Genomic DNA, 22747 nt, shown 5'->3' with positions numbered 1-22747 from the left:
GCTCTCCCCGCCGTACGGTTCCGTTACGACCCGATCATCGTCGGATTGCTGGCAGCGCCGCGAATGGCTGCCGCCAGCTTCGCGACAACCGCATCCGGGATGTCGTTCTCCGAGGCCTCGACCAGCCGCTGGAATTCGTCGGGATCACCAAAGGCGTCGAGAAGTAGATCGCCGATCGCCACCAATGCTTCGGTCTTCTGTGCCGACGGAATGCGTCGAAGGACCTCGTCTTGTCGGCTGGCGGCCAGAATCTGCCTCATCTGGCGTTCGAATTCGAGCGGCACGCTCGGCGGAAGCTCCAGCAGCGCCGCGGGCATAAAGAGTGCATCCTTAAGCACCGAATGCAGCAGCTCGAAGTCATGAATCTCAGCTCGTGTAGTCTCGACCCGATCATAGTCGAAGGTACCGTTTGCGAGGACCACGCTCGAGGGCGATCGGCCCGCCTGACGCGCGGCATGCGCCGCGACATCCACCTTCCGCAGCCACTCCTGCTCGAGCCGGAGCTCGTTCGAAAGATTTCTATAGAGGTATTCGGCCGAACGTCTCGAGCGCTCGAGAGAGTGGACCGATTCTCCCCTCTTTTCTGCGTCGTCGATCGCTCGTTCCAAGTCCGCCCGCTGCTGCGCGGCCAGGCGTATCTCGATTGTGAGGATGCGAGTGCGGGCAACGATGCCGGCTCGGTGCGCCCAGCTCGATGCTCTATGGCAGCAGCCACCGCATGCCCTTGGCCTGAATACCGGCTGTCGCACGCCATTGACTATTCGCCCCCCGGTGTTGCAGTCTCCAGATACACAGAGGCAATGCAGGAGAAGGTCGAGGAACGCGGCGCGCGCACCTGTCTGCATCTCTTTCAGCCGCCGCGTAGCTGGCGCGTCCTTCCCCATGGTCGCCGAAACTTGTGCCACCATTTCTGAAACCGCCTTCGGATCGTCCTGGGCGACGCCTTCCAGAAGCTCGCGATTGTAGCTGACCTGCTGCACCTGAGAATGGATGCGATGATCGCGGACGCGGTTGTAGACGTTGACCATTGCATTGGTCTTCATGCCAAGATGTACGCGCATAACGCTAATCGGAATGCCGGCCTCGTCTCCGTTGGTCACGAAGCTGCGACGATGGTCATGTATCGTCGTTAGAACCGTGTCGAGATCGACGTCGACAAGAGGGTAGGGACGCCCGAGCCGGGCTTCGATGATCGGCTGCCCGTAGATTAGGAGCGCCTTGTAATATCCCCTGACTTTCTCTTCGGTGATGCTCACGGCAAGGTCTTCAGGCTCTCGCAGCAGGGGAAAAACCTCAGCAAACAGGGACTTGTCGGTATCTGGTCTGAGCGACTTGTTATCTATCGCGGGGATGGGCCGCCGCATTGGATTGTAGCGTATCTGCAGGTCGCGCATCCTGCAGACCGGCTCAACCAGTTCATCTGGAAAATAGGGAGAGTGATAGGGCCCTCCCTTAGCGACGTTGACGAACATGCCGTTGACTTCCGTGCGCTGCACGTCGTCGAGGACCGTCTTCTCGATGAAGAACTGCTGTCGGCCTTCAACCGCGCAGGCTAGCGGGTTCGGTGTGTAGCTCATCGTAGTCGGATCGTACCACTCCTCGTCGCCTTCGCCGCTGTCCAACCAACGGGTCGAGCGAAGCCGCAATCCAAGGCGTAGGCAGATTTCCAGGGCGATCGCCACGGCCGGCCAGAACACCTTCTCATAGCGCCCATCGCGATCACGGACCACAAAATGATACCGTTCGATACTTCTGGCGAACGCGTAATCGCCCTCCCTATTCAGTTCGACGAGCAGGTCGATGACAACCTGTTCGAGCGCACGCCCGGCGCGCGCGGCATCACTCTTTTTGGCCCCAAAAGTGTCCCGACGCGGATCGAAGGGGCACTCGAGTTCAGTCGCGAAACCGTCGCGAATCGACGCGGCCTGCCATAGCTGCCGCATTTTCGACATCGTGGACTCCTTCGCCTTGCTGTAGGGGCAGCGCTCGCTGAGGAATTGCCAGTAGGTCTCGTGGGGCGATGCGAACGACCTCACGTGTTTCTCCGCCTTGATGTCGCGAAGGCGCTTTGGCGCCTCGTCAGGTTCCAAAACTAAGGAGTAAATAAGAAACAGGTTCAATGCGGCCTCGACGGGTTTCAGATGCTGCACCTTGAAAGATCCGAGTAGGCTGCGAATTTCCTCGGCCAATATCCGCGTATGCTCGGGGACATGCGTGATCGGGTGTTTGAGGAGCTTCGCCGCAAGCCGTGTGTTCGACGGCGTAGGGCTGTTCGTCCAATGGAAAGCCTCGATCGAATTGATCTTCTTCCGTCCCCTGAGAAGCATCGCCTCATCTCGACTTCTGAGGTCGATCTCGAAGACGTCCGAGAGGAGCTTGAAGACATGATTTATCGATGCCGAGCGGAACGCATTCTCGGTCCCGTAGAAAATCTTCATCTGATGGAGCGGCGCCGGGCAGAATCGCCGCTGGGACCACATCGTGCTAGATAGCGCCGCCATGACAAACACCCCGAGGGATTGTTGCAGCGTTGTCTTCGATGGAGGCGCGCTTCCGATGACCGTATCCGCGATGTCGCGTGCGTGGAGAGGAACAGAGAGCAGAGGAAGTATAGGCCGCAGATGGTCTGGATAGAACGCCAGCAAGCGGTCAAAAAAGCGCATCGGCAGAAGCCAGACGCCGCGCGACGCGAGGAATTGTCCGAACCAAAGCGGCGCGAAAAGCTTGCCGCTTCCTTTTCCATGAAAGGCGTCAGCGGACCTGTCCGGCGTGGCTACCTGGCGGTCGATCCAGTCCGCCAAGGTCGCAAGCGCGTCGAGCGGATCCCGCTTCTCCAGCAGCATGATGCGCAGCGCGCCCATGCCGATCTCGTCCCTCTGATTCGTCAGGAGGACGCCGTCCAGATCTGCCTCCAGCAGGTTGCCGATAATTTGTTTCTGCTGTTCGTAAGGCAACCCGCACAGCATGTCTCCCATCGCGCCGCTCTCCCGCGGATACCGCTTGCGCACCAATCCATGAGGTGTCTTCCCCGGCACCATACCGAGACGAACCAGCGCCGACACCACCGCCTGGTCCTTGAAGACCGCGAGCTTCGTTCCTGCTCCCCGAAGCAGGAAGCCAACCGGAACCTGACGACGCTCCTCGAGGAGGCTGGCGTTGAAGTTGAGCAGCCCGTAGCGGTCAACGGCCTCGCCGTACTTCATGGTAAGAAGGACGAGAAGTTCAGCGCGAAGTGCAGCATCGAACTCCTTGAACAATGCTACAAGGTCGATGGCGTCCGTCTTCTTGAGCAGTACGATCTCATCCGACACGTTGACGACGCAACCGCCGTCCTCGTCAAAATATCTCACGTTCGATTCGGCATAGACTTCCATCTTCATCTCATCTTCCTCTTTCCGTCATCTTGGTATGCAGGTCGGCCAGCCTCCGCCCATAGTCCTCCTGAGAGTCCTGGGATCGCTGTCGAAGAACGAGTTGGCGCTCCGCCGCGTCGAGGCCGTTGATCGCCTCCGCGTACCACGCGCAGAAGTGCCGACTGCCATGCGGGTGTCCCCCGGTTTCCATGATGGGTTCGAGCCCCACCCTCCGGCATGCGGCGCCATAGGCGCGTTGGAGATTTTGCTTCGTCATCTGCTCCGCGACGTGTTGGGCGTTCCGGAAGTTGACGAAGAAATAGGGGTGCCGGCGATCGGTACCGTGCTCGTCGTGAAAGGCCCAGATCGTTGGAAGCAGTCGTTCGAATTCGCGGGCGTAGCGTTCGACCATCCAGAAACCCCACGAGAGCTTGCGGGCGTCGAACAGGAGCATAGACTTCCAGCCGAGCCTCTCGTTGGGTTGCGTGCTGTGGATGCGCGAAACGCTGCCGTGGTATTTTGTGGCCAGCACCGTTTTGCGGTTGACTACACCTCGGCGATCGAAGTTCTCACCGGTGTATATGCTCTGCTCGGGGTGCGCGTAGATCAGGAAAGGATGGCCGTCCGGCCTAGACACGAACCGCGCTGCCAGAGATGGCGGGAGTATATCGCACCTCCACATGTGCAGGAGGTCCGAGAATCGCGGTCCCTGCGCGGCCAGGACGCACCAGGCCGCCCGAAACATTGGGTTCCGTTCAGCATCTATAAGATCGTCCATCTGCTGCTCGGTCGGAAAGCTGATGATCTTCGCAACGCTGGAAAGCATCGGCGCAGCGAGTTTCTTCAGGTCCCTAGGTATGTCGGGCTCGAATTCCTGCAGTTCGAACCACCGACGCCGGTGAAGGTCCAGATGCTGCAGGAAACCTCTGGTCTTGCGCACAGGCATCTGGTCTTCGAAGAGCTTGCTGCCCTTTGCCAAGGCCTTGCCGAAATGGGACTTGATTCTCGGGTTCCGGCGGCAGAATTTCACGAAGCTGCATATGTCGCGGAAATCTGTCCGGGCGGTTTCATAGGCGACTGGAGCTGGCCGCGTCAGCCTGCCGTAGAGGTAGTTCCAGATGACGGTGTCGGCGTCCTCTGCGCTGTCGAGCGGTATATGGGAAGCCCGCCACTCGTCATGGAGCCGACCAACCGTCGCCACCATGCGATGGAGAGCTTCGAACTTTTCGACCGCTGCACGATCGACCGCGAATTCGTACGTATCGGATGGAACAGTCGCCTCGCCGTCATGCATGACGATCAAGATCGGCAGCGGGACAACCATCTGCTCCCCTAGATGCGTGACCCACGCGGGGATATCCATCACGACGCTGATCGGGATCTCGACCGCTGACGTGCCGTCGGGAATCTTCGTCGTGGCGGCCGGCCCTGAGACGCCGCCCAGCCGTCTGCCATCCTCTGCCCGTATGTCCGTATCACTCCCGCTACCCTGCGTCATCGTCGTGGCCTTCCTCCGGCGCGTCTGCACGCGTAGGAGCCGATCACAGTTCGCAGCACATCTCAACGAGGAAGATCCGAGAAACTCTCCGAATAAGCCTTTGAAACTAAACGATATTCCAAGGATTCGCGTCAAGTTGTGCTGACGGTCATGAGGATGCGTGAATCCTTTCGTAGGGCCTCCGGTCGAATCCCTCCCACTCGATTAAAATCAAGCACTTGCACGGCGGCAATCGAGCAGCCCGTCCATACGGACAACCTCGACCGAATCCTATGGTGCACCGCACAAGAAACGCGGTACGTAGACTTCGTCCGGCCAACCAAAAAAATAGCGAAAAACAGAAAACGTGCGAGACGGAGCATCTGAAAACCGCTCCGATCACCGGACCTCGCTCAGCTTTCCTGACGATAAAGGGCGAATGACGTGATTCGCCACCGGTGCCGGAAGGAGGTGTCGAACGAGAATAACAATGCCCGGCAGACCTGGCACTTCGACAATTCGCCGAAGGGGTCTCCCCTAGGGGGACTTGGGGGACGTGCGTTGCGCCCAGGCAAGATGGAGGGCAGCCTGGTTCTTATTCCGACGCCTCGAAACGAGTCTCGACTTCCAGATCTTGCAACTTCCGAAGCAACATACCCTGCATGCTCCGTCGGCTGCTGCTCAGTATATTCATCGACAATTCCCTCACCATCCTGTCTTCCGGGTCGCCGGACGCGGGCGCCTTCCCAATGCTCCATGGTCGGCCGCGTCCGGAGCACCCAGGAACGCCTTCCATCTCCGAGACGAGACCGCCCATAATTTCCGATGCATCCGACCGCCTCCGTCAAAGGGCATTGGTCGTCCACCTGCGTCATATCGGCGAACCATGCGTTAGTGGACATCCCGAGGAACCAGGCAGACCGTTGGCGATCGTCTGGCGGAAACGCGCGCCCGGATGAGAAACCTCGTTACGCTCGCAGTACCCGCGGATAAAGGATTTGGGCGTCGCAAGCACAGACGTGGAACTCCCTGTGAATGACAGGGCTTGCCGCTGGAGAAACGCAATAGAAAACCGTAAGTTGACCTAAACCGATCGTACATCGAGGTCACACCGCATGAGCATCCACGTTCTCGACATCCTCAAGAGCCTTCGCGACAGAACTCCATGGCCCGTCGCAAGGCGGATACTCCAGCAGATTGGCGTCGAGCGAAGCAAAGGCTGGGATCTGACCTTGGAACGGGCCGACAAGGCGATTGGGAGGTTCGAAAGCAAGGAGGACGATATCTTAGAAGCGTTGCGGCTGCATGCGATTTCCGGGGAAAAGCTTGCGAGCTTCTACGAGGTCGGCGCCGAGACCATGGCGACGATACGGGAGAGGGCTGCCGAGATCGTCCCGCCGTCGAACCCGTTCTCCGAGTCCTATCCGGTCACGCTCTCCGAGACGGCACTGAAGGGGATGCCTGCTGGCCTCGTTCTGGCCGCTGTCGAGCGGACCGAAACCGGCACAGGGCTGGTGTTTGCCTCCGCTCGCGTCGTCACGGTACGCGAGCCCATCAGCCTGTCGTCCCTTGGCAACGAGATCGCGTCGGAACTGGACGACTACGAGGAGATCATCGGCGTCAAGACGGTGAGCTTTCAGGCTTTCGACGTCGTATGGATTCCCGATAAGGGCAGCACGATGGATGTCCGCGTCGACTTTCCGGAGGGCACGCTTGGAGAAGTCGCTCTCGCGGCTCGGAAGCTCTCCGTGGAGGCTTTTGAATCCGCAATCGGCGTGGCGCTGCCGGAGCCGACGAACGTATTCGCGCTTATCGATCGGATGTACGGCGACGGCTCCGAAGGAATCGTCGTTGAACTCGGCTTCGGCACCACGACCGCTTCCATCAAGCGTGAGAAGATGCGACGCAAAAAGCTCGATCTGCGCAACGAGACATATCACAAGGGAGGCAAGGCCGCGCTCGGCACCCCGATCGAGCCGTTCAAGGTCAGCATCATCTGGCGGCGTCCGGTGGGACCCAAGCTGTTTTCGGAACCGGAGTTGTCCTTGAACAGCAACTCGCGGGCGGCGGGCTCCGCCGATCCTGTCCTTGACCGTGTTGTAATCCGCAAATGCATGGGCAATGATGATTTCGACTACGTTCGATCTCGCATCGCCCACCATCTTGGATGGTAGGGTTCGGAGCAGGCTGTGACCCTGAATGAAATCCGCGAAGAGTATCGCAAGATTTGGGGAGACCTGCCCGTCGGACCACTGTGCCTTGAGATCATCGACTTCGTGGCGTCGACGCCACCGGAAGAGCTTCATTTCCTGACCTTCAAGACGCTGTCGACGGCCGTGGGCAAGGACGGCCCGGACTACGACGTCATCGCCGCCGTGACCATTCTTACGTCTTCCAGGCTGGCGATCTTCGACGCCCATGCGATGCTCGTGGACGACGACGAGACGGAGCATGAGCTTACGCCGGAGGAATTCGCGGAGGCAAAGCGCACCGGAACCCTGATTCACCCTGAGACGGGAAGTCCGGTGCCAGATTTCGAATCCCACGTCGTCCCGTTCTTCGCTCCGACCGACGCCCTCTACCGCGAGCTGTCGCATGGCTGAGAAGGAATTCACGCTGGCCGCAATCAAGGCAGCAGCGTCAAACCCGACGCCGGTCGGCATCATGCTCGATATGGCGCTGTCCGAAACCCATGAGGAACGATTGGCGCTCGTCGAACGAGCGATCGACTACATCGCCCAGGAACTGGTGAAAAACCGCCATGTCCAGCAGGACAAGTCGGAGGACGCCCTTACCATCGACATCGTCAGCCATCTGAGGACAATGGGCTTCCAAGCCAGCCACGACACTCAATACGGCGGACACTGCGACGTCGTCGTCGAAGCAAGAGACGAGTTCCTATGGATCGCCGAGGCGAAGAAACACACCAGCTACGACTGGCTGCTGGGCGGCTTCGAACAGCTTGACCGGCGCTATAGCACCGGTCTCTCAGGGCAGGATTCCGGGGAGATGATCATCTACTGCTTTGGCGCCCGCCTCGACAAGGTCATGGCCGAGTACCAAATCCGCCTGACGGAACGCAGGCCCGACGTCGCGTTCGAGGTGGCGGGCGACAACGCCATCGTCCTTCGCTCGACCCATGCGCATGAGAACACCGGGAGACCATTCAGGGTCAGGCACAAGGGAATACCGCTGTATTTCAAACCGACCGTCTGAACTCCGATACAGGTATGACATAGAAGCTTCGCGGATGTCTCCGCCCCAGTAAATCTAGCGGTCGGCGGGAGTTAATAATACTCGCGAATGTACCCATAGGCCTTCTCGAACAGCTCGGCATCTTGATGAAGCTTGTAGCGGAAAAGCGTCTGTCGCAGAACCTTTCTAACCTCACGTTCACCAGCATGCGTGGCCTGCCAGCCATCGAACCTGACCGCGCGCACGATCTCGTCAATGTCGTCCACAACCCGCTTGACCATCACGGGCGTGTCGCCGTTCCGCGCCTCTTCGAACAGCTCCGTGAGGGCAGCCTTGCCGCGGTCAATGTCCTCTTCCTCGGGCGTCTCGCGTTCCGTCTTCACGACATCCTGTGCCAGCGCCAGAAGCTCTTTTAGGAAGTCGATCGACAGTAGCAGTCCCTGCTGATGCCGATTTTTCAAATCTTCCAGACGCTCGCCCAACGCCTTGAACTTTGGGTTTCCGGCATGCTTCCGCAGACGCCCTGCCAGTTTAACTGAAATCTCCTTGGCCTTCTTTTCCGGGTCAGCACCCAGCACAGCCTCAAGCAAATCGGCGTCCAATATCAGCGTGTCGAGATCATCGCGGACCGCGTCCACGTGAACGTTCTCATGGATTAACTCTATAGTCTTGGCGCCCAACCGATGCCAAAGCAAACGTCCAGTCCCACTGGAGGGCTTCAAGGACTCGTAGACTTGTCCCAGCCAGCGGTAGTCTGCCTCGTATTGCGTCAAAATAGGATCTGGAGACAACGCCTCCCATATCCGAGCGAGCACGCTGAAATCTGCTGCGAAGGCGTCGCGAAGTTCGTTATTGGGAATGCAATCTTGCGCAGCGATAAGCCCTTCATATCCGGTCAGGCCGCGTTCCACGCCTGTGAAATAGGCCAGGCACTTCTGCAACGCAGTCGGCAGGGCATTGAGCAACTCGGCGATGTTCGACACCGCCTTTTTCATCCCCTCTTCATCGAACTGCAGTGCCTGCGCGACGTCATCGAATATGCCCAGGTAATCGACAATCAGACCATGCGTCTTCTGTTCGCCGTACGGGCGGTTCGTCCTGCAAATTGCCTGCAAGAGCGTGTGGTCGCGTAACGGCTTATCCAAGTACATCGTCTGCAGGATCGGCGCGTCGAAGCCTGTCAGCAGCTTAGACGTCACAATGATGATCTTCAGTGGGTCCTTCGGATCGCGGAAGCGGTCGAGCAGCTTTTCTTCTGAATCTCGGTCGCGCTTATAAGGTGCATATTCCGGTTCGCCACTGTTCACGGACATCACGATGTCCGACACTTCGGGCGGCAAGTGTCGGTCAAGTTCCTGTTTATAGAGCAGGCAGCTTTCCCGGTCGAAAGTGACCACCTGCGCGCCGAATCCATTCGGGGCGACTTTCTCCCGGAAGTGTTTGGCGATGTCACTGCATATGGCGCGGATCCGGTCGGGTGCTTTCACTAGGATCGACATCTTGGCCGCGGCTTTGCCCAACCGATCCTTGTCCTCGTCGGTCAGGCCCTGCGTCAGTTCCGAATAGGCTTCCTCAATGGCCTTCTGGTCGATGTGCAAATTCACCAAACGCGGCTCGAAATGGAGCTCTTTCGTCGCGCCATCGCGGATCGAGTCGTTGAGTCCGTAGCGACTCATGTATCCGCCTTCGTCCGAGTCGGCGCCGAAGGCATAGAAGGTGTTCTTGTCGGCGCGGTTGATCGGCGTGCCGGTCAGGCCGAACAGGAACGCGTTCGGCAGCGCTTCGCGCATTTTGCGGCCCAGATCGCCCTCCTGGGTGCGGTGCGCCTCGTCCACCAGTACGATGATGTTGTCGCGGTCGTTTAGGACGCCATCGGCCTCAGCGAATTTGTGGATCGTGGTGATCACCACTTTCCGCGCATCCTTACCCAGCAGATCGGCCAGTTCCTTGCGGCTTTCGGTGCGCACCATGTTGGGCATGTCGGCGGCATAGAACGTGCCGGAAATCTGGCTGTCGAGGTCGATGCGGTCGACAACGATCAGCACCGTGGGGTTCTTTAGCGCCGGGTGCAGCCTCAGCTTGCGCGCGGCGAACAGCATCAGTAGCGATTTGCCCGACCCCTGGAAATGCCAAAGAAGACCTTTGCGCGGCTTGCCCGCCACCACACGAGCAACGATCTTGTTGACGCCATCCACCTGCTGATAGCGGGCGATGATCTTGATGCGGTGTTTGCCCTTCTGAGTGGCGAAGGCGGTGAAGCTGTCGAGCATGTCGAGCACCATCGCCGGTCGCAGCATGGAGGTGGCGGCCTTTTCTACCGCACCCAGTGTCTGCGCCCCCTCGTCATCGCGCCAAGGCCCCCACATGTCGACTGGCATCCGGACTGAGCCATAGCGGAACTCCTTGCCCTCGGTCGCCACCGAAAAGACGTTGGGCACGAACAGCTCAGGCACGTTCTTTTCGTAATCGTCATGCACCTGCAAGGCGGCGTCGAGCCAGCTCTGGCTGGACCGCACCGGCGTCTTGGCCTCGATCAGCACCAGCGGAATGCCGTTGACCAGCAGCACCAGATCGGCGCGCTTTTCGGTCTTCCCTGAGCGAATGGTGAACTGCTGGGTGACGACGAAGCTGTTCTTCTCGATGTCATCGAAATCGATTGGGCGGATGGTGACGTGTTCGCCATTCGGGCCGAAAGGCATCGATCGTTCACCCAAGAGCCAGGCGGCGAATTCCTCATTTGCCTTCACCAGCCCGTCCGAGCGCGCGCCCATGACGATGGCGCGAAGGCGGTAGAGCACGTCATCGACCCGGCCAGGGTTAGCGGCGATGTCGGGGTTCAGGCGAACCAGGGCGTCGCGAAGATAGGATTCGATCAGCACCTCCTGCGGCTGGCGTGGAAGGTCAGCGGGGCCGACGTAGTGCCAGCCGAGCCCCGATATCCTGGCACCTGAGCGGGCAAGGCCGACGACAAACTCTCGCGGGCGTGAGGTCGACGGACCTGTCAGGATATCGCGCAGGTGCGCTTCAACAGTATTCCCTTCATTGAAGCTGGCGATACGACGGGCGCGCTCGTCCGGAAATGATGCGCTATCCGCACCGGGTTCGATCCCAGATAACTTGATTGTCCCCAGCAGCGCCTGCAACTCAGATTGAGTTTCCGCCGAATGCAGCAGCCGGCCGGCCCCATCAGCGGGAACCGCAACAGTCAGAAGAATGCTGCCCCGTTTCACGGACACAGTAAGCACATCCTTGGGCGAAGCGTCGATAACCGCCGCAATTGCGACAAGTACGCGCTCCTTTTCCCTCTCGTAGTCGTCTTTGGTGGTGTCTAATTCTAGCGTTACGAGCTGTTTTGGGCCGAAATCAGCCGGAACGCCTTTGTAGCGAGCGACCCACGGCTTTTTCTTGTAACCTTCCAGCGTCTTCGCATCCCACTTCTGATCGTGCGAAAGCTTGTGGCACAAGCTGCAGAGTACCACCAGATTTTCGAAGGAATGGTCCTTTGTGGCTGACCACGGGATGATATGCGCTTTCTCGAGCGAGATCGTCTCTCCGCAAGCACAACAGCGGTGCCCGCACTCAATCATCAAGTCGCGCTGCGTTTCTGCAGGGATTGACGGGCGGGCCGACATCACAATCGCTCCCTGCAATCTAAGTCCATGCTACCGCCTGCGCGGCCGCCGGAAGCTTGCGCAACTGCGGCCGCGAAAAGGTCACGCAAATGGGCTTCGACGGTTGTGTATACAGTGAAGGTCATTAATTAGACGATGTTGCTCAACATATTGGACTTAATAACCGACAGGTGCAAAAGTCTCGCGTCGATCTTTCGAACGGATTCTTCGGTCGCCTCCAGGCGCTCAATGAGTTGACGTTGCTCATCAATGCTTGGCAGCGCGATAGGCATATCAACAAGTGTATCTTTCTTCAGCTTGAGTCTGCTTGCACCCTGTTTAGTGAGCCAGACGCGAACGTTTCTGTACCGGTAGTACCTGTCGAACCAATCGGTTAAGCACCGCTCTGTACCAGAAATGACATGCGCGTGGTTATTCACGTTGAACTTTCCAGAAACGCGCTGGGTCATAGGTTGAATCCGATACTTCAGGAAGTGGTCGCCGTCTTCGCCTATCAGCGAAAACAATCCTTCAAGTCGGTACTCTTTGATCCTATCTATTTCACCGGTCGCCCCGTAATACGGATAATCGCCACGCATAGTTTCACGTATCTCGGAACTAAGCGGTTTACGCAAATTGTTGGAGATGGAGACCGCCTCCCTCAGTGGCACGACCTCCCAAAGGCCATCACCTTTTCGTCTAAAGTCTTGGTCGGGATGGAAGAGTGACACCTCACGCCCCACCACGTCATCATAATTCGCCAGATTTGCGGTCCAAGCACTTCCTCGAAGAATCTGATTAGCGGCAATGGCTGTTTCAATCGACACAAGTGCCTCCACCAACCGCACCTGCTCCTGGATCGGCGGCAGCATGAATTCAAAACCGGCTAGACTCGTCCAATTGGTGCGGGGCGATAGCGAACCGGCCGAGGTCCCGACGGCATGATCGAAGAATGCATCGGTCTGGCACAGGAACGGTAGCAGTTCGGGCATCAGTCGATCGTTCGCAGGTTCCAGCACATAGATGTCGCCCGAACAGACCCCTTCGAAATCCGCCACCGCCACCTTGCGCTGATAGGCGCGGCGCTTGCCGAATAGAACCTGCCCCGGTTTGAATAGCGTGGTGAAGGTCGTGCCCTCGGCCACGTTGCCCCAGCGCCGGATGCGCAGGTTGCCGGGTTCGATATGCTCCAGCCCGACGACACGTTCGATCCCGGCCACCTCGGGATCGACCACTCGCGCTTTCGACAGGCGCACCACATCACCAAACGCCACGCGCGTCGACCCTGGCTTCGAAATCGGCCGCTCAAGCATCGGCGTCCTCCGCAGGCATCAGGCCATCAAGCATGTCTACCATCGCGTCCATGCCCGACCAGAAGTCGCGCCCTTCCTCGTCAAACGCCGCCCAGGTCGCCGCCAGCGTGGCACCCCCGCCCACCACCGCCGGCTTGGGCCGCTTCACATAACGGGCAATCGACAGGTTGCCGTCGGCCGCCAACACATCGTCCACTTCTGCCACCGCAGCCAATCCGGGTTCACCGGCAAAGGCCTGATAGGCTGATAGGATGCGCGCCTGATGATCCGGGCGCAGGAAGCTTTGCGCCCGCTCGCGCGCAATCTCGGCCACAGCGTCAATGAACAGGATGCGCCCCCTGCGCACCTCAGGCTTATGCGACCGGCAGATCACCACGCAAGCCTCCATTGGCGAGTTGTAGAACAGCCCCGGCCCCAGCCCCAGCACGCATTCGACAAGGTCGGATTCCACCAGCCTGCGGCGCATCTCGGCTTCTTCATTGCGGAACAGCACCCCATGCGGAAACAGGATTGCGCAACGCCCGGTTTTCGGGTCCATCGACGACAGGATGTGCTGGAAGAAGGCGTAATCCGCCCGCCCCTGCGGCGGGGTGCCAAGGAAGTTGCGGCCCCAGGCATCCTGTTCCCACGCGCCGCGGTTCCATTTTTTGATGGAATAGGGCGGGTTTGCAAGGACCATATCGAAGGTGCGCAGCCGGTCGCCCTGCACGAACGCGGGCGAGGCCAGCGTGTTGCCGCTGGCGATGTGGAAATCGTCGACCCCATGAATGACCAGATTCATCCGCGCAATGGCCGCGGTGACGGTGATGAGCTCCTGCCCGTAAAGGCCGGTGGTGCGTGTGTCACCGCCTCGCCGCTTAACCTCGGCCAGGCACGAGATCAGCATTCCGCCCGTGCCGCAGGTAGGATCATAGATGCTCTCGCCCGGCTGGGGTTCCAGCATCTGTGCCATCAGATGAACGAGGGTACGGTTTGTGTAGAACTCCTGCGCGGTGTGACCGCTATCGTCGGCAAATTTTTTGATTAGGTATTCGTAGCCATTGCCAAGCTCGTCCTCGGGCACGGCGGCGAGTGTCAGCTCGTGCTTAGAGAAGTGCTCGATAAGGTTCTTTAACGTGCTGTCCGGCATTTGGGCCTTGTCGGTCCAGTTCGCGTTGCCGAAGACGCCCCGCAGGCGCTCGAGGTTCGCAGCCTCAATCGCGAGGAAGGCCGTCAGCAATGCTCTCCCGACGTCCTTTGGCGCGGCACGAACATTGCTCCAGTGCGCGCCCTTCGGTATGACGAAACGGTCATTGGCGGTGTCCGTCGCATAGCCATCATCGCTGGTATCTGCGCAAGCTTGCTGGTAGTCCTCATCCCAGACGTCGGACAGCCGCTTAAAGAACAAGAGCGGGAAGATGTACTGCTTGTAGTCACTGGCATCGATGAGCCCGCGCAGCAGTGTTGCGGCCCCCAAAGATAGCTTTCGAGTTCGCGTTGGGTTAGCCCGCTCATTACAGCCATCCCCCTTCTACCAGCACCTTGCGCAGGTGATCCTCGGCCGCACGGGCGTCAGCGAGCGCGGTCTTGAACGCCTCGACGGCTTCCGGAAGCGGCGGGATGTCCTGGCCGATGGGCGGCAAGACATAACGCGAGATGTTCAGCGTCCAGGCTTCCTTTTTGATCTCGTCCAGTGTCGCGACCTTGGCGCGATCTTCAACGTTCGCGAAAGCGCGATACCAGGTGACGATCTGCTCGCTGTGCTCTTGATCGAGGAAGTTTTGCGCCCGGCCTTTGCGGAACAGGCTTGAGGCGTCAATGATCAGAACCTTGTTCTTGCGCTCTTCCGGCTTCTGGCGGCGCAGGATGACCACACATCCCGCGAGTTGCGTACCGTAGAACAGGTTCGGCGCAAGACCTATAACCGCCTCGACCATGTCCCTTGCAAGCAGAGCCTGCCGGATGGAGCCTTCAGCAGATTTTCGAAACAGCGCTCCCTGGGGCAGCACAACGGCCATGCGGCTGGTTCCTGATGATGCCATGGACGCGATCATGTGTTGAACAAAGGCGTAGTCGCCATAGCTCTCGGGCGGGATGCCGTACTGAGCGCGGCCCCAAGGATCTGCCTCCCATAGATCACGCCCCCATTCCTTGAGCGAGAACGGCGGATTCGCGATGACGCAGTCGAAGGTAGCCAGGCCACCTGTGCTGGAATCGGTGAATGCCGGAGTTCGCAATGTATCCTCGCGAGCGACCTGAAAGTCCTCAATCCCGTGCAAGACGAGGTTCATGCGCGCGATAGCGGCTGTGGTCAGGTTTTTCTCTTGACCGTAGATCTTCCCGTAGAAGGTCCGGGGATCGCCGCCCTTGCGCATCACGTGCTCGATGGCCCCCAAAAGCATACCACCCGTCCCGCAGGCCGGGTCATAGATGCTCTCGCCCTCTTTCGGGTCGAGGATCTCCACCATCATGCGCACGACGCTTCTGGGCGTATAGAATTCGCCGGCCTTGTTACGCCTCGTTACGTCAGCGAACCTTCCGACGAGATACTCGTAAGCGTCTCCAAGGACGTCGGTACTCACCGCCTTGTTGCCGAGTTGAATCTCTGAGAATCCTTCAATCAGGTCCTTCAGCAGCTCATCACTGAATTTCTCTTTGTTGCCCCAATCAGCGGAGCCGAAAACCCGAAAGAGGGTATCCTGATTGGCGCGCTCGATCTCCTGCATCGCCTTCTGCAACACGGTCCCCACGTTAGACGATACGCTCCGTAGATCATTCCAATGACAGCCGTCCGGAAGAACGAAGCGATGCACTTCAGGAAACTGAGAGGGATCTGCGTCGCCGTAGATCTCTTTTGCCTCTCCTGTCTCCTCATCCCATACATCCGAGATCTGCTTAAAAAATAGGAGCGGAAGGATGTACCCCTTCCAATCGGTCCGATCGACTGCGGACCCTCGCAGCGTGTTTGCCGCGTCCCAAAGGGCAGATTTCAATTCATGTATGCTCACGTCTTAAATGCTCATTGGCTTTTTTTCAGCTCAGACCGTCAACTTCTATGTAACTGCCAACGTCTTGCCTAGCCCCCTAAACTCGCTGTCTCGTTCCCGAGCGGCTGCCGTTCAACGTGTTCGCTATTTTCTCAACAAAGCGGTGGGATTAACCGCGGCTTTGGCAACGCCCCAAAATACGGAGCAGTTTCATCATCGTCGGAGTCGGCCCACGATCTCGCCGAAGCGGAGCGTTAGAGCCTTCACGAGACCAACTTCGAAACCGCCGCGGAGAGCTACCTGATGCTTGGCGGTTTCGACCGTTTGAGCACCGTAGCGGAATGCGAACTCGGTGGCATCCTCGCCTTCATCCTTCCACCGGGTAACGCCATAATGCTTTCCGAGCTTTTGTCGGCCGCCGTTTGTCCAGGACTGCAAAGGCTCGTAGGAGCCTATGTATAAGACTTCCACCTCATCGCTCGAAGAGTAGTAATCGACGCGAAACGAACCATATTCGCCAAAGCGCCCCTGCCACGAGGTTTTCTCTCTTCCCCGCTCCATTGGGGACCATTCGACCGTTGGAATGTTTTTCATTAGGATCCTCAATAACATCTGCCTTCGCCGAGGTACCACAGCAGGGTAAAGAGATCGTGATGGAGCACACCACGCCGAAGTATTTCTTCCACGTCCGCAGGAACGATGTCTTCGACGAAGATCTGGAGGGCATCGACCTGGCCTCACCTGAACAGGCACGCGAGGAAGCAACCGCCGCCGCCCGCGAAATGGTCGCGGAGCAATCCCGTCGGCGGAGACGTGTTTGAGATCATGACGGAAGACGGCACGTTGGTCGCGACGGTTCCCTTCCGGTCAGCGGTTCAGTTGACCTAGCGCCTTTGGCGCAGGTGCTCAGAAGCCCATAATGTCAAAATCGCACAGAGCGTGAAGCTCCCGAACGATGGGGACTTCCAGGCTGCCTAGTCCTGAGAACCTCCAATGTAGTCTCCATGGAGAAACTCCGGAGGCCTCGCCACGCTACGGGTTCATCCAGGTCCTTTCGACATCCTGCTCTAGGCGCGGTCGGTGCCGGGGCGCCGTCATCATGATGGGAAGTGGCATGATAGAGTCTGCGCAGACGATGAGCGCCTCGCCGTCACGGAGACTGGGGAGGAAGGCGGCGGTGGTTGCGTCGAGAATACCACTCGCATTTATCACAACCGCCTGGTCTCGTTCGTTTATCAGGCGATGGACAATGAACATGCCGATCTGTGACAACACGTCCTCAGGGATGTCGCGCGGACGCTGCGTTGCTAGGAGGCAGTTGAGGCCGTACTTTCGTCCCTCCTTGGCGATGAGTCCGAAAGCGTCCAAAAGGATCCTGTTGTTGTCGTCGCCGACGGATTTGCTGAGGAACTGGTGGGCCTCGTCAATGGCCACGACAAGCGGCGTCTTCTGAAACTTTCCGTTCCTGGCCTGGCCCAACAAGTACCGACCGATCGCATTCACGACCAGTTCGCGAGTATGGTGTTCGAAAGCAAGGTATCGCATCGAGACGCGAAGGACGCTTGTGACAGGATCATCGACGAACCGCGTGATAACTTCGGTAAGATCAGTCATGTAGGCAGGCGGTGCAAACACAGGAGCAAGATGCGCGGACTTGAGATGGGTCGCGATCCGCATGCACAGAGTGACACAGCTATCGTAGGATTGTGGATGGCGATCTCCCCAGTAACCGTCGGCACCCTGCGGATAGACACACTCGTTGAATACCTGATGAACCAGATCCTCGATGTTGAAACGCGCCGATGGTGCGTGGAGTGTTTTGTCGTGCTGGACAAGCGCAGCGTTGATTGGTCTCTTTTCCTTGAAGCGCTTGATCAACCGGGATGAACCGGGCTCAGCAAGTCCCGGCTCAAGGAACGTAAGCTTCAAGCTCTGGATGGCGTCACGCAGCTTCGGCGCCTGCACGCCCGGACTCGGTTGCAGGAAGGCGAAAAGGTCCATTTCAGTGAGATGATGGTAGGGAAATGAAACAAAGTTCCGCTTGTCCTGAGCACCGTCCCGGCCGCCGCCGAGATGGACATGAACCACGCCGTCCTCATCAAGCGTCTGATACTCGCCTGTTGGATCAAGAAGAATTACCTTGCCTTTGCGCCTGGCAACTTCTTCAACAAGCCTGGCCGTCGACCAGCTCTTGCCCCCTCCGGTCGATCCAAGGACGGCGCAGTGCCTGCCGAATATCGAGATCGGCGGTAGCGCGATGCGGGTCTCCGGCGCGCCGCTAAGATGGCCGAGATCGACGAGACCATCCAGCGTGCCCTGGGTCGTGACGATGGCGTAGCGAACGAAATCGGGGTGTGCGAGATAGACATAGTCGCCAACCCTCGGAGCCTCGCCGATTCCGCGGCTGGAATGGCTGGAGCTCACGTCGACGGATCCGAGGAGCCGGATTGTGCAGATTGGATTCGCAAGCTCCTCCCCCTCGCTACGCTCCGGCTCTACTGACAGTCGGTCTCGATCCGGGAGCTGGATTTCGGTGATCCGGCCGATAATGGCGCTTCCGTAAGATTCGATGACCACGAATTCGCCCACCTGCCCTCGAGTCACGCGATGCCCCGCGTATTGCGAAGGCGCCACCTCCGTTGCGAAGGGAAAGTTGACCCGTACGCTAAGCGGAGTGACCCGCGACACCGAGCCCAGGTAGCGGGACCTTTCGAAGGGATAGCTTGGGATCGCCTCAGGCATTCAGCTTTCCCATGTTTCGGATCCGCTCCCCGTGCTTCTCGAGTTCGGTCTCAGCGATGACATCGGGAACGAGCGGCACGATATCCTCGAACGTCGCGGCTATGAGGGCGAGACGGGCATCGCCGTTGTCGATCAGATTTGCCATCGCAGCCAGATGGGCGTTGCCGCCAGCACCGCTCTTTTCTTCGACATCCGGATTGATGACGACGACGTTCAGGGAAAGATTGCCCTTGATCGCTGCCAATATCGGTTCGGCGATGTGCTTGTCGTTGAAGCCGAATCCTATGGCCACGAGGGTTGTGTTCGGAGCGCGCAGACTTGCCTGCAGCGCGCCCATCATTTCGATGTACGGCTGGCTGAACGCCATCTCGTACTTGGAGGATCGAGGATAGATAAGCAGCGGCTTTTCCGTTCCTGGCCTCTTGGCGATCTGGTTTGATGGAGTCAGTTCCCAGTCCACGGACCCGTGAATCTTGTGCAGGTGGAAGAGGTTTTCGATGAAATCCGATTTCTCCTCACCTGCGGACCGCCGCACGACATCGTAGGAAAATTGCGTGGAGTCAAAGTAGGATTCGCTACCAAACGCGAATCCATCGACGACCACAAATCCGGATCGACGGGCGGCGATCTCAAAGCACAGGTCGTAGTTTGTCGTGAATACCTTGGTTCTGGCGCGCCTCGACGAACGTCTCGCCACCCTGCGGAGAAACGCCTCGTGGACCGGAAGGTCGATCGATTCATCCATGAAGTTGACTTGATCGCGTATCGTATCCTCGGCGATGGCCACCAGACGCTTAATGATCTTGGCGTCGTCGCCACTGAGGAACTCGGATGCGACGGTAGCACGGGACATTATGTATTCGAGGTCGGTCATTTTCGGATCGACGTTGGCGAGCTCTTTGAACGTACTCCAGAGGGTTCCAATCGCGCTCCCGTCGACCTGGTCCATCGCATCGAAAAGTGCCTTGATCTTGTCCAGAAGGCTTCCCATCGTTGGAGCCACCCGCTGTCCGTTCTTGGTGACGCACAAAGAGGTGCCGAGTCCTGTCAGGACGATTAGGTTCTGGGATCTCACGGCCGATGAGAGAACCCGGCGCACGTCCATGGATGCCGGATCCGGATTGTTATCGACGGGTGGCTTCATCTCCCGCCATTGTCCCGAATTCTGAGAGCTCTTGATCTTCAAACTGATTCCCCCTGCATCGGCAGAGTTGCACAGTTCCTAGACTATTCAACCTTTCTCCGCTCGAAACCGAAAGGAGCCAGAGCGCGAGTGACGACGAGCCTTGTTTCGGAGATCGTGTGGGCATTACTATTTGGGGCGGCATGAACGCCGGCGCGGATAACTTCGACAATGCTTTGTGCAACTTGGTCAGCGAGTTCGGCGTGACGCGCAACGACATGATCAGGTTCATAGTGCGGGAGTGGATGGAGAAGAACACCTATCTGCCGGTGCACAACCTTGATGAAGACGGCGATGTTGATGGGAGTGCCTGAGACGCATATCAAGATGGGCACCGACTCGCCAATAGGAGCATCAGCATGCCAAGCCTCGCGCAAATGAACGGCTCATTGCACATTCATCAGTTCTACATAGGCAAGTTGAGGGCTAAGCAGGAACAGCTTTACGAAAGCGACCCCGAATTGGCTCAGCTTCTCGACAATGTGGCTGAGGTTCTAAGCGAGCACGTAGTCACCTTGGCAGATGAAATAGCCGAGCTGGAATACGAAGAGTAGTGACACTTCGGTTTGATGCCGCTCTTGGCTCAGCGGTCGGCGACTTCCTCGGGCTGCCAAGCGCTCGCATCCAGCCCCTTAACTCGGTTCACAAACACACGATAGAAATCGTTCATTCGCGTGACTAGCCAATCGTGTTGGCGAGGCCAATCCGCGCGATTCTCCGGATCGGCCTCGTTGAGATGCGTCGATATCCGCGTGTCCCTGCCCTCGGGCAGTTCGGCCCAATCAAGAGCATAGCCGAGTTCCGTCTCGATCTCCGATTTCTGTTCATGGAGCAGATGGAAAAATGCTTTAGCATCAGGATTGGAGATATAGAGCTCGGCGCGCACTTGCCGTTTCGGCCGCACCATGGCAGCGGAAATCACAAAACCGCTGCGCCCGAACGAATACCACATCCACGATTGCTTTTGTGGCTTACGCTCTCTCGCCAGTGGGCCGCCCCTCGCCATCAGAACACTGCCCAATGCCCTCCAATAAGCAAGTTGAAGCGCCTTGGTAGCGGTGAGCTCAGCTTCGTCCATCGCTCGCGCCGCCTGCGTGACGAGTTTGTTCCAGTTGTTCGGCTTGGATACGATGTTGAAGCGGGGAGCGGCGGGCGATTCACCGATCCTCCAAAGCTCGACCTCCACCCCAAAGAATCGGAAGGTCTCGTCGGTGATGCGATTCAGCCAATCGAGTGTGGAGCGGTGCTCTTCCGTGAATCTCGCGGCAATCCAAACGATCGTCACGGCCTCGAGGCCAGAGGCATAAGTCAGCAACTGCCCAAGATGAGAATGGTCGGTGCGCTCAAGCTGATTCTCAATCAGCACCCAAGCATTGGTGCCGATGTCCTTACATAGTATGTCAGCGCGAAAAGGCCCTACGGCTCTCTCTTGCGCTTCTAGTTCAAGTTCAAGCCCAAGCGTTTCGCCGAGTGTGAGAAGGTTTTCTTCGCGCGCCAGCCATGGCGTGAAGTGAGATGATTCACTCGTCCAGATATCACGAAGCTCGATCTTTTCGAGCTTGCCGAGATTATATCCGCTCATCCTTTTCCCCTCTTGGGCGATCCCGACACGTTCCCCTCACATGAAGTTGGCTGGCCACCAGGGAACAACTCAGATGAGATAGAAGACACAACTGATTAATTGCTCGTTACTTTCGTAGGAGTCCGCACTGGATTGCGGACACCACTGAGGATTGCTTGCTGGCGCAGCAGTTTATCGAGAGTCATGTCCCGGCCGCTTTTCGATCGATGGCACAAGGCCGTCTTAGGATGCCACAGATCGCTCCATCTGGTAGACTGCCGCATTCTCCTGCGGCTCTCGCAGGCCCTTAAACGACCCATGCCGCAGCTTGCTGTCATGAGTCCATGCGCGAAACTCGATCTCGGCAACAAGCTCCGGCCGGACGAAGACGGCATTTCGCTTTCTTTCGGTGTCGACGGCTGGCTTGGCGATGATCAGCTTATCCATCTGCTCCCTGAGCTCGGCGGCGGATCGTTCGTTGAAGCCGGTCCCCACTCCCCCGACATAGACGAGCTCGTTTCCCTTGCGTGCGGCGAGCAACAGTCGGCCGATGCCACCAAATGATGCTGTCGACTTCTCATATCCAACGATCAAAAAGCCGTCACTCTGGATGCATTTGATCTTCAGCCATTCCCCGTCGCGGCCGCTGCGATAGGTGCTGTTGCGGTCTTTCGCGATGATCCCTTCGAGCCCATGCTCGCAAGCGATGCGCAAGAGCACATCTCCATCCGCCTCGATTTCCTCCGACAATCGGATGGCCTCCTCGCCGCCGGCAGGTACCAAGCCCTCGAGGAGATGGCGCCGCGCACCGAGCTCGGTCTGCCTCATGTCCCGGCCGTCAAAATAAAGCAGATCGAACGCCATAAGGACCGCCTCGCGCGACATCCTCTTGCCGCCGCGGCCGCCAAGCGACTGCTGCAGCCTGCCGAAATCCGACCGGCCACGCTCGTCGAAGACGACGGCCTCGCCGTCCAGGATGGCCGTGGCGACAGGAAGGCGGCGTGCTTCGGCGGCAATCGCGGGGAAACGATCCGTCCAGTCATGGCCGCCGCGCGTCAGGATGCGCACGCGGGACGGCTCGATGTGAACTGCCAGGCGATAGCCGTCCCACTTCACCTCAAAAGCCCATTGCGGGCCTTTGGGCGGTTTCGGCTTGAGCAGAGCGAGACACGGATCGATGCGATCCGGCATAGGGTCGAGGGGAAGGTTCGGCTGTGCGGGGTCTCGCGGCTTGCGAGGCCGGGATCGAACCGGCTTATCGGCATCCTGCAGGAGCGGTTTTGACTTCGGAGCTTTCGTCATGGAACCATCACATCAGCAAGTGCTTAGAATGCCGTCTACCGATG

The 22747-nt window shown here is 58.5% G+C and carries 16 protein-coding genes and 1 pseudogene; 6 read left to right on the top strand and 11 right to left on the bottom strand.

Going from position 1 to position 22747, the window contains the following annotated elements:
- Positions 1-23: 23 nt before the first annotated feature.
- The gene (locus ACS4RR_RS06280; RefSeq protein ID WP_456189848.1) at positions 24-3380 is read right to left on the bottom strand and encodes a VPA1269 family protein; all 3357 of its coding nucleotides are present in this window, start codon (positions 3378-3380) and stop codon (positions 24-26) included.
- A 1-nt stretch (position 3381) separates the two neighbouring features.
- On the bottom strand, positions 3382-4851 hold the full coding sequence (locus ACS4RR_RS06275; protein WP_456189847.1) for a hypothetical protein: 1470 nt from the start codon (positions 4849-4851) through the stop codon (positions 3382-3384).
- 1094 nt (positions 4852-5945) lie between these two features.
- On the opposite strand from ACS4RR_RS06275, the gene ACS4RR_RS06270 reads away from it, so the two are divergent.
- Genes ACS4RR_RS06270 through ACS4RR_RS06260 form a run of 3 tightly spaced genes read left to right on the top strand, consistent with a single transcriptional unit; the run spans position 5946 to position 8046 of the window.
- Complete coding sequence (locus ACS4RR_RS06270; RefSeq protein WP_456189846.1) at positions 5946-7004, top strand: hypothetical protein; 1059 nt, start codon at positions 5946-5948, stop codon at positions 7002-7004.
- 15 nt (positions 7005-7019) lie between these two features.
- Positions 7020-7433 carry a hypothetical protein gene (locus tag ACS4RR_RS06265; RefSeq protein ID WP_130732031.1) on the top strand — a complete coding sequence of 138 codons (414 nt, stop codon included), beginning with the start codon at positions 7020-7022 and terminating at the stop codon, positions 7431-7433.
- Entirely contained in the window at positions 7426-8046 is a 621-nt protein-coding gene (locus tag ACS4RR_RS06260) for a hypothetical protein (RefSeq protein ID WP_130732033.1), read from the top strand. The genes ACS4RR_RS06265 and ACS4RR_RS06260 overlap by 8 nt, the downstream gene beginning before the upstream one ends.
- Before the next feature lie 71 nt (positions 8047-8117).
- Here the strand turns inward: ACS4RR_RS06260 and ACS4RR_RS06255 are convergent, their stop codons facing one another.
- The 5 genes from ACS4RR_RS06255 to ACS4RR_RS06235 form a co-directional block, all read right to left on the bottom strand.
- Positions 8118-11657: an HsdR family type I site-specific deoxyribonuclease gene (locus ACS4RR_RS06255; protein ID WP_456189845.1), complete on the bottom strand. Its 3540-nt coding sequence runs from the start codon at positions 11655-11657 to the stop codon at positions 8118-8120.
- A 128-nt stretch (positions 11658-11785) separates the two neighbouring features.
- Positions 11786-12949 (bottom strand): restriction endonuclease subunit S, encoded by a 1164-nt coding sequence (locus tag ACS4RR_RS06250; RefSeq protein ID WP_456189844.1) that lies wholly within the window; start codon positions 12947-12949, stop codon positions 11786-11788.
- The gene (locus ACS4RR_RS06245; RefSeq protein WP_456189843.1) at positions 12942-14405 is read right to left on the bottom strand and encodes a type I restriction-modification system subunit M; all 1464 of its coding nucleotides are present in this window, start codon (positions 14403-14405) and stop codon (positions 12942-12944) included. The genes ACS4RR_RS06250 and ACS4RR_RS06245 overlap by 8 nt, the downstream gene beginning before the upstream one ends.
- 37 nt (positions 14406-14442) lie before the next feature.
- Positions 14443-15936 carry a type I restriction-modification system subunit M gene (locus tag ACS4RR_RS06240; RefSeq protein WP_456189842.1) on the bottom strand — a complete coding sequence of 498 codons (1494 nt, stop codon included), beginning with the start codon at positions 15934-15936 and terminating at the stop codon, positions 14443-14445.
- 192 nt (positions 15937-16128) lie between these two features.
- On the bottom strand, positions 16129-16509 hold the full coding sequence (locus ACS4RR_RS06235) for a hypothetical protein (RefSeq protein ID WP_456189841.1): 381 nt from the start codon (positions 16507-16509) through the stop codon (positions 16129-16131).
- Between the two features lie 59 nt (positions 16510-16568).
- On the opposite strand from ACS4RR_RS06235, the gene ACS4RR_RS06230 reads away from it, so the two are divergent.
- On the top strand, positions 16569-16736 hold the full coding sequence (locus tag ACS4RR_RS06230) for a DUF6894 family protein (protein WP_456189840.1): 168 nt from the start codon (positions 16569-16571) through the stop codon (positions 16734-16736).
- Positions 16737-16947: 211 nt separating this feature from the next.
- Here the strand turns inward: ACS4RR_RS06230 and ACS4RR_RS06225 are convergent, their stop codons facing one another.
- Both ACS4RR_RS06225 and ACS4RR_RS06220 read right to left on the bottom strand, forming a co-directional pair.
- Positions 16948-18657: an ATP-binding protein gene (locus tag ACS4RR_RS06225; RefSeq protein WP_456189839.1), complete on the bottom strand. Its 1710-nt coding sequence runs from the start codon at positions 18655-18657 to the stop codon at positions 16948-16950.
- Entirely contained in the window at positions 18650-19801 is a 1152-nt protein-coding gene (locus ACS4RR_RS06220; protein WP_456189838.1) for an SIR2 family protein, read from the bottom strand. Before ACS4RR_RS06220 ends, ACS4RR_RS06225 begins: the two co-directional genes overlap by 8 nt.
- Positions 19802-20013: 212 nt before the next feature.
- Between ACS4RR_RS06220 and ACS4RR_RS06215 the strand changes: the two are divergent.
- Together ACS4RR_RS06215 and ACS4RR_RS06210 are read left to right on the top strand one after the other, a co-directional pair.
- Positions 20014-20154 (top strand): annotated as a pseudogene (locus tag ACS4RR_RS06215) (CopG family transcriptional regulator); the annotation flags it as partial.
- 45 nt (positions 20155-20199) lie between these two features.
- Complete coding sequence (locus ACS4RR_RS06210; RefSeq protein WP_456189837.1) at positions 20200-20394, top strand: hypothetical protein; 195 nt, start codon at positions 20200-20202, stop codon at positions 20392-20394.
- A 29-nt stretch (positions 20395-20423) separates the two neighbouring features.
- Here ACS4RR_RS06210 and ACS4RR_RS06205 read toward each other — a convergent pair whose 3' ends face one another.
- Positions 20424-21422 (bottom strand): DUF4268 domain-containing protein, encoded by a 999-nt coding sequence (locus ACS4RR_RS06205; protein WP_456189836.1) that lies wholly within the window; start codon positions 21420-21422, stop codon positions 20424-20426.
- A 222-nt stretch (positions 21423-21644) separates the two neighbouring features.
- Positions 21645-22703, bottom strand: coding sequence for a non-homologous end-joining DNA ligase (gene ligD / locus ACS4RR_RS06200; RefSeq protein ID WP_456189835.1), 1059 nt, complete (start codon positions 22701-22703; stop codon positions 21645-21647).
- Positions 22704-22747 lie beyond the last annotated feature (44 nt).

This window comes from Rhizobium zaerense, from assembly GCF_051810725.1.
GTDB classification, from domain to species: domain Bacteria; phylum Pseudomonadota; class Alphaproteobacteria; order Rhizobiales; family Rhizobiaceae; genus Rhizobium; species Rhizobium leguminosarum_I.
The sequence above is the reverse complement of the archived record's forward strand: the minus strand, read 5'-3'. Positions and strand labels throughout refer to the sequence as shown.

What these genes read in the sequence shown, in the direction of transcription:
- ACS4RR_RS06225 (WP_456189839.1), bottom strand. Translation starts at nt 18,657, where the DNA reads ATGCCTGAGGCGATCCCAAGCTATCCCTTCGAAAGGTCCCGCTACCTG.
- ACS4RR_RS06280 (WP_456189848.1), bottom strand. Translation starts at nt 3,380, where the DNA reads ATGAAGATGGAAGTCTATGCCGAATCGAACGTGAGATATTTTGACGAG.
- ACS4RR_RS06270 (WP_456189846.1), top strand. Translation starts at nt 5,946, where the DNA reads ATGAGCATCCACGTTCTCGACATCCTCAAGAGCCTTCGCGACAGAACT.
- ACS4RR_RS06260 (WP_130732033.1), top strand. Translation starts at nt 7,426, where the DNA reads ATGGCTGAGAAGGAATTCACGCTGGCCGCAATCAAGGCAGCAGCGTCA.
- ACS4RR_RS06250 (WP_456189844.1), bottom strand. Translation starts at nt 12,949, where the DNA reads ATGCTTGAGCGGCCGATTTCGAAGCCAGGGTCGACGCGCGTGGCGTTT.
- ACS4RR_RS06255 (WP_456189845.1), bottom strand. Translation starts at nt 11,657, where the DNA reads ATGTCGGCCCGCCCGTCAATCCCTGCAGAAACGCAGCGCGACTTGATG.
- ACS4RR_RS06275 (WP_456189847.1), bottom strand. Translation starts at nt 4,851, where the DNA reads ATGACGCAGGGTAGCGGGAGTGATACGGACATACGGGCAGAGGATGGC.
- ligD (WP_456189835.1), bottom strand. Translation starts at nt 22,703, where the DNA reads ATGACGAAAGCTCCGAAGTCAAAACCGCTCCTGCAGGATGCCGATAAG.
- ACS4RR_RS06230 (WP_456189840.1), top strand. Translation starts at nt 16,569, where the DNA reads ATGGAGCACACCACGCCGAAGTATTTCTTCCACGTCCGCAGGAACGAT.
- ACS4RR_RS06220 (WP_456189838.1), bottom strand. Translation starts at nt 19,801, where the DNA reads ATGAAGCCACCCGTCGATAACAATCCGGATCCGGCATCCATGGACGTG.
- ACS4RR_RS06210 (WP_456189837.1), top strand. Translation starts at nt 20,200, where the DNA reads ATGCCAAGCCTCGCGCAAATGAACGGCTCATTGCACATTCATCAGTTC.
- ACS4RR_RS06205 (WP_456189836.1), bottom strand. Translation starts at nt 21,422, where the DNA reads ATGAGCGGATATAATCTCGGCAAGCTCGAAAAGATCGAGCTTCGTGAT.
- ACS4RR_RS06235 (WP_456189841.1), bottom strand. Translation starts at nt 16,509, where the DNA reads ATGAAAAACATTCCAACGGTCGAATGGTCCCCAATGGAGCGGGGAAGA.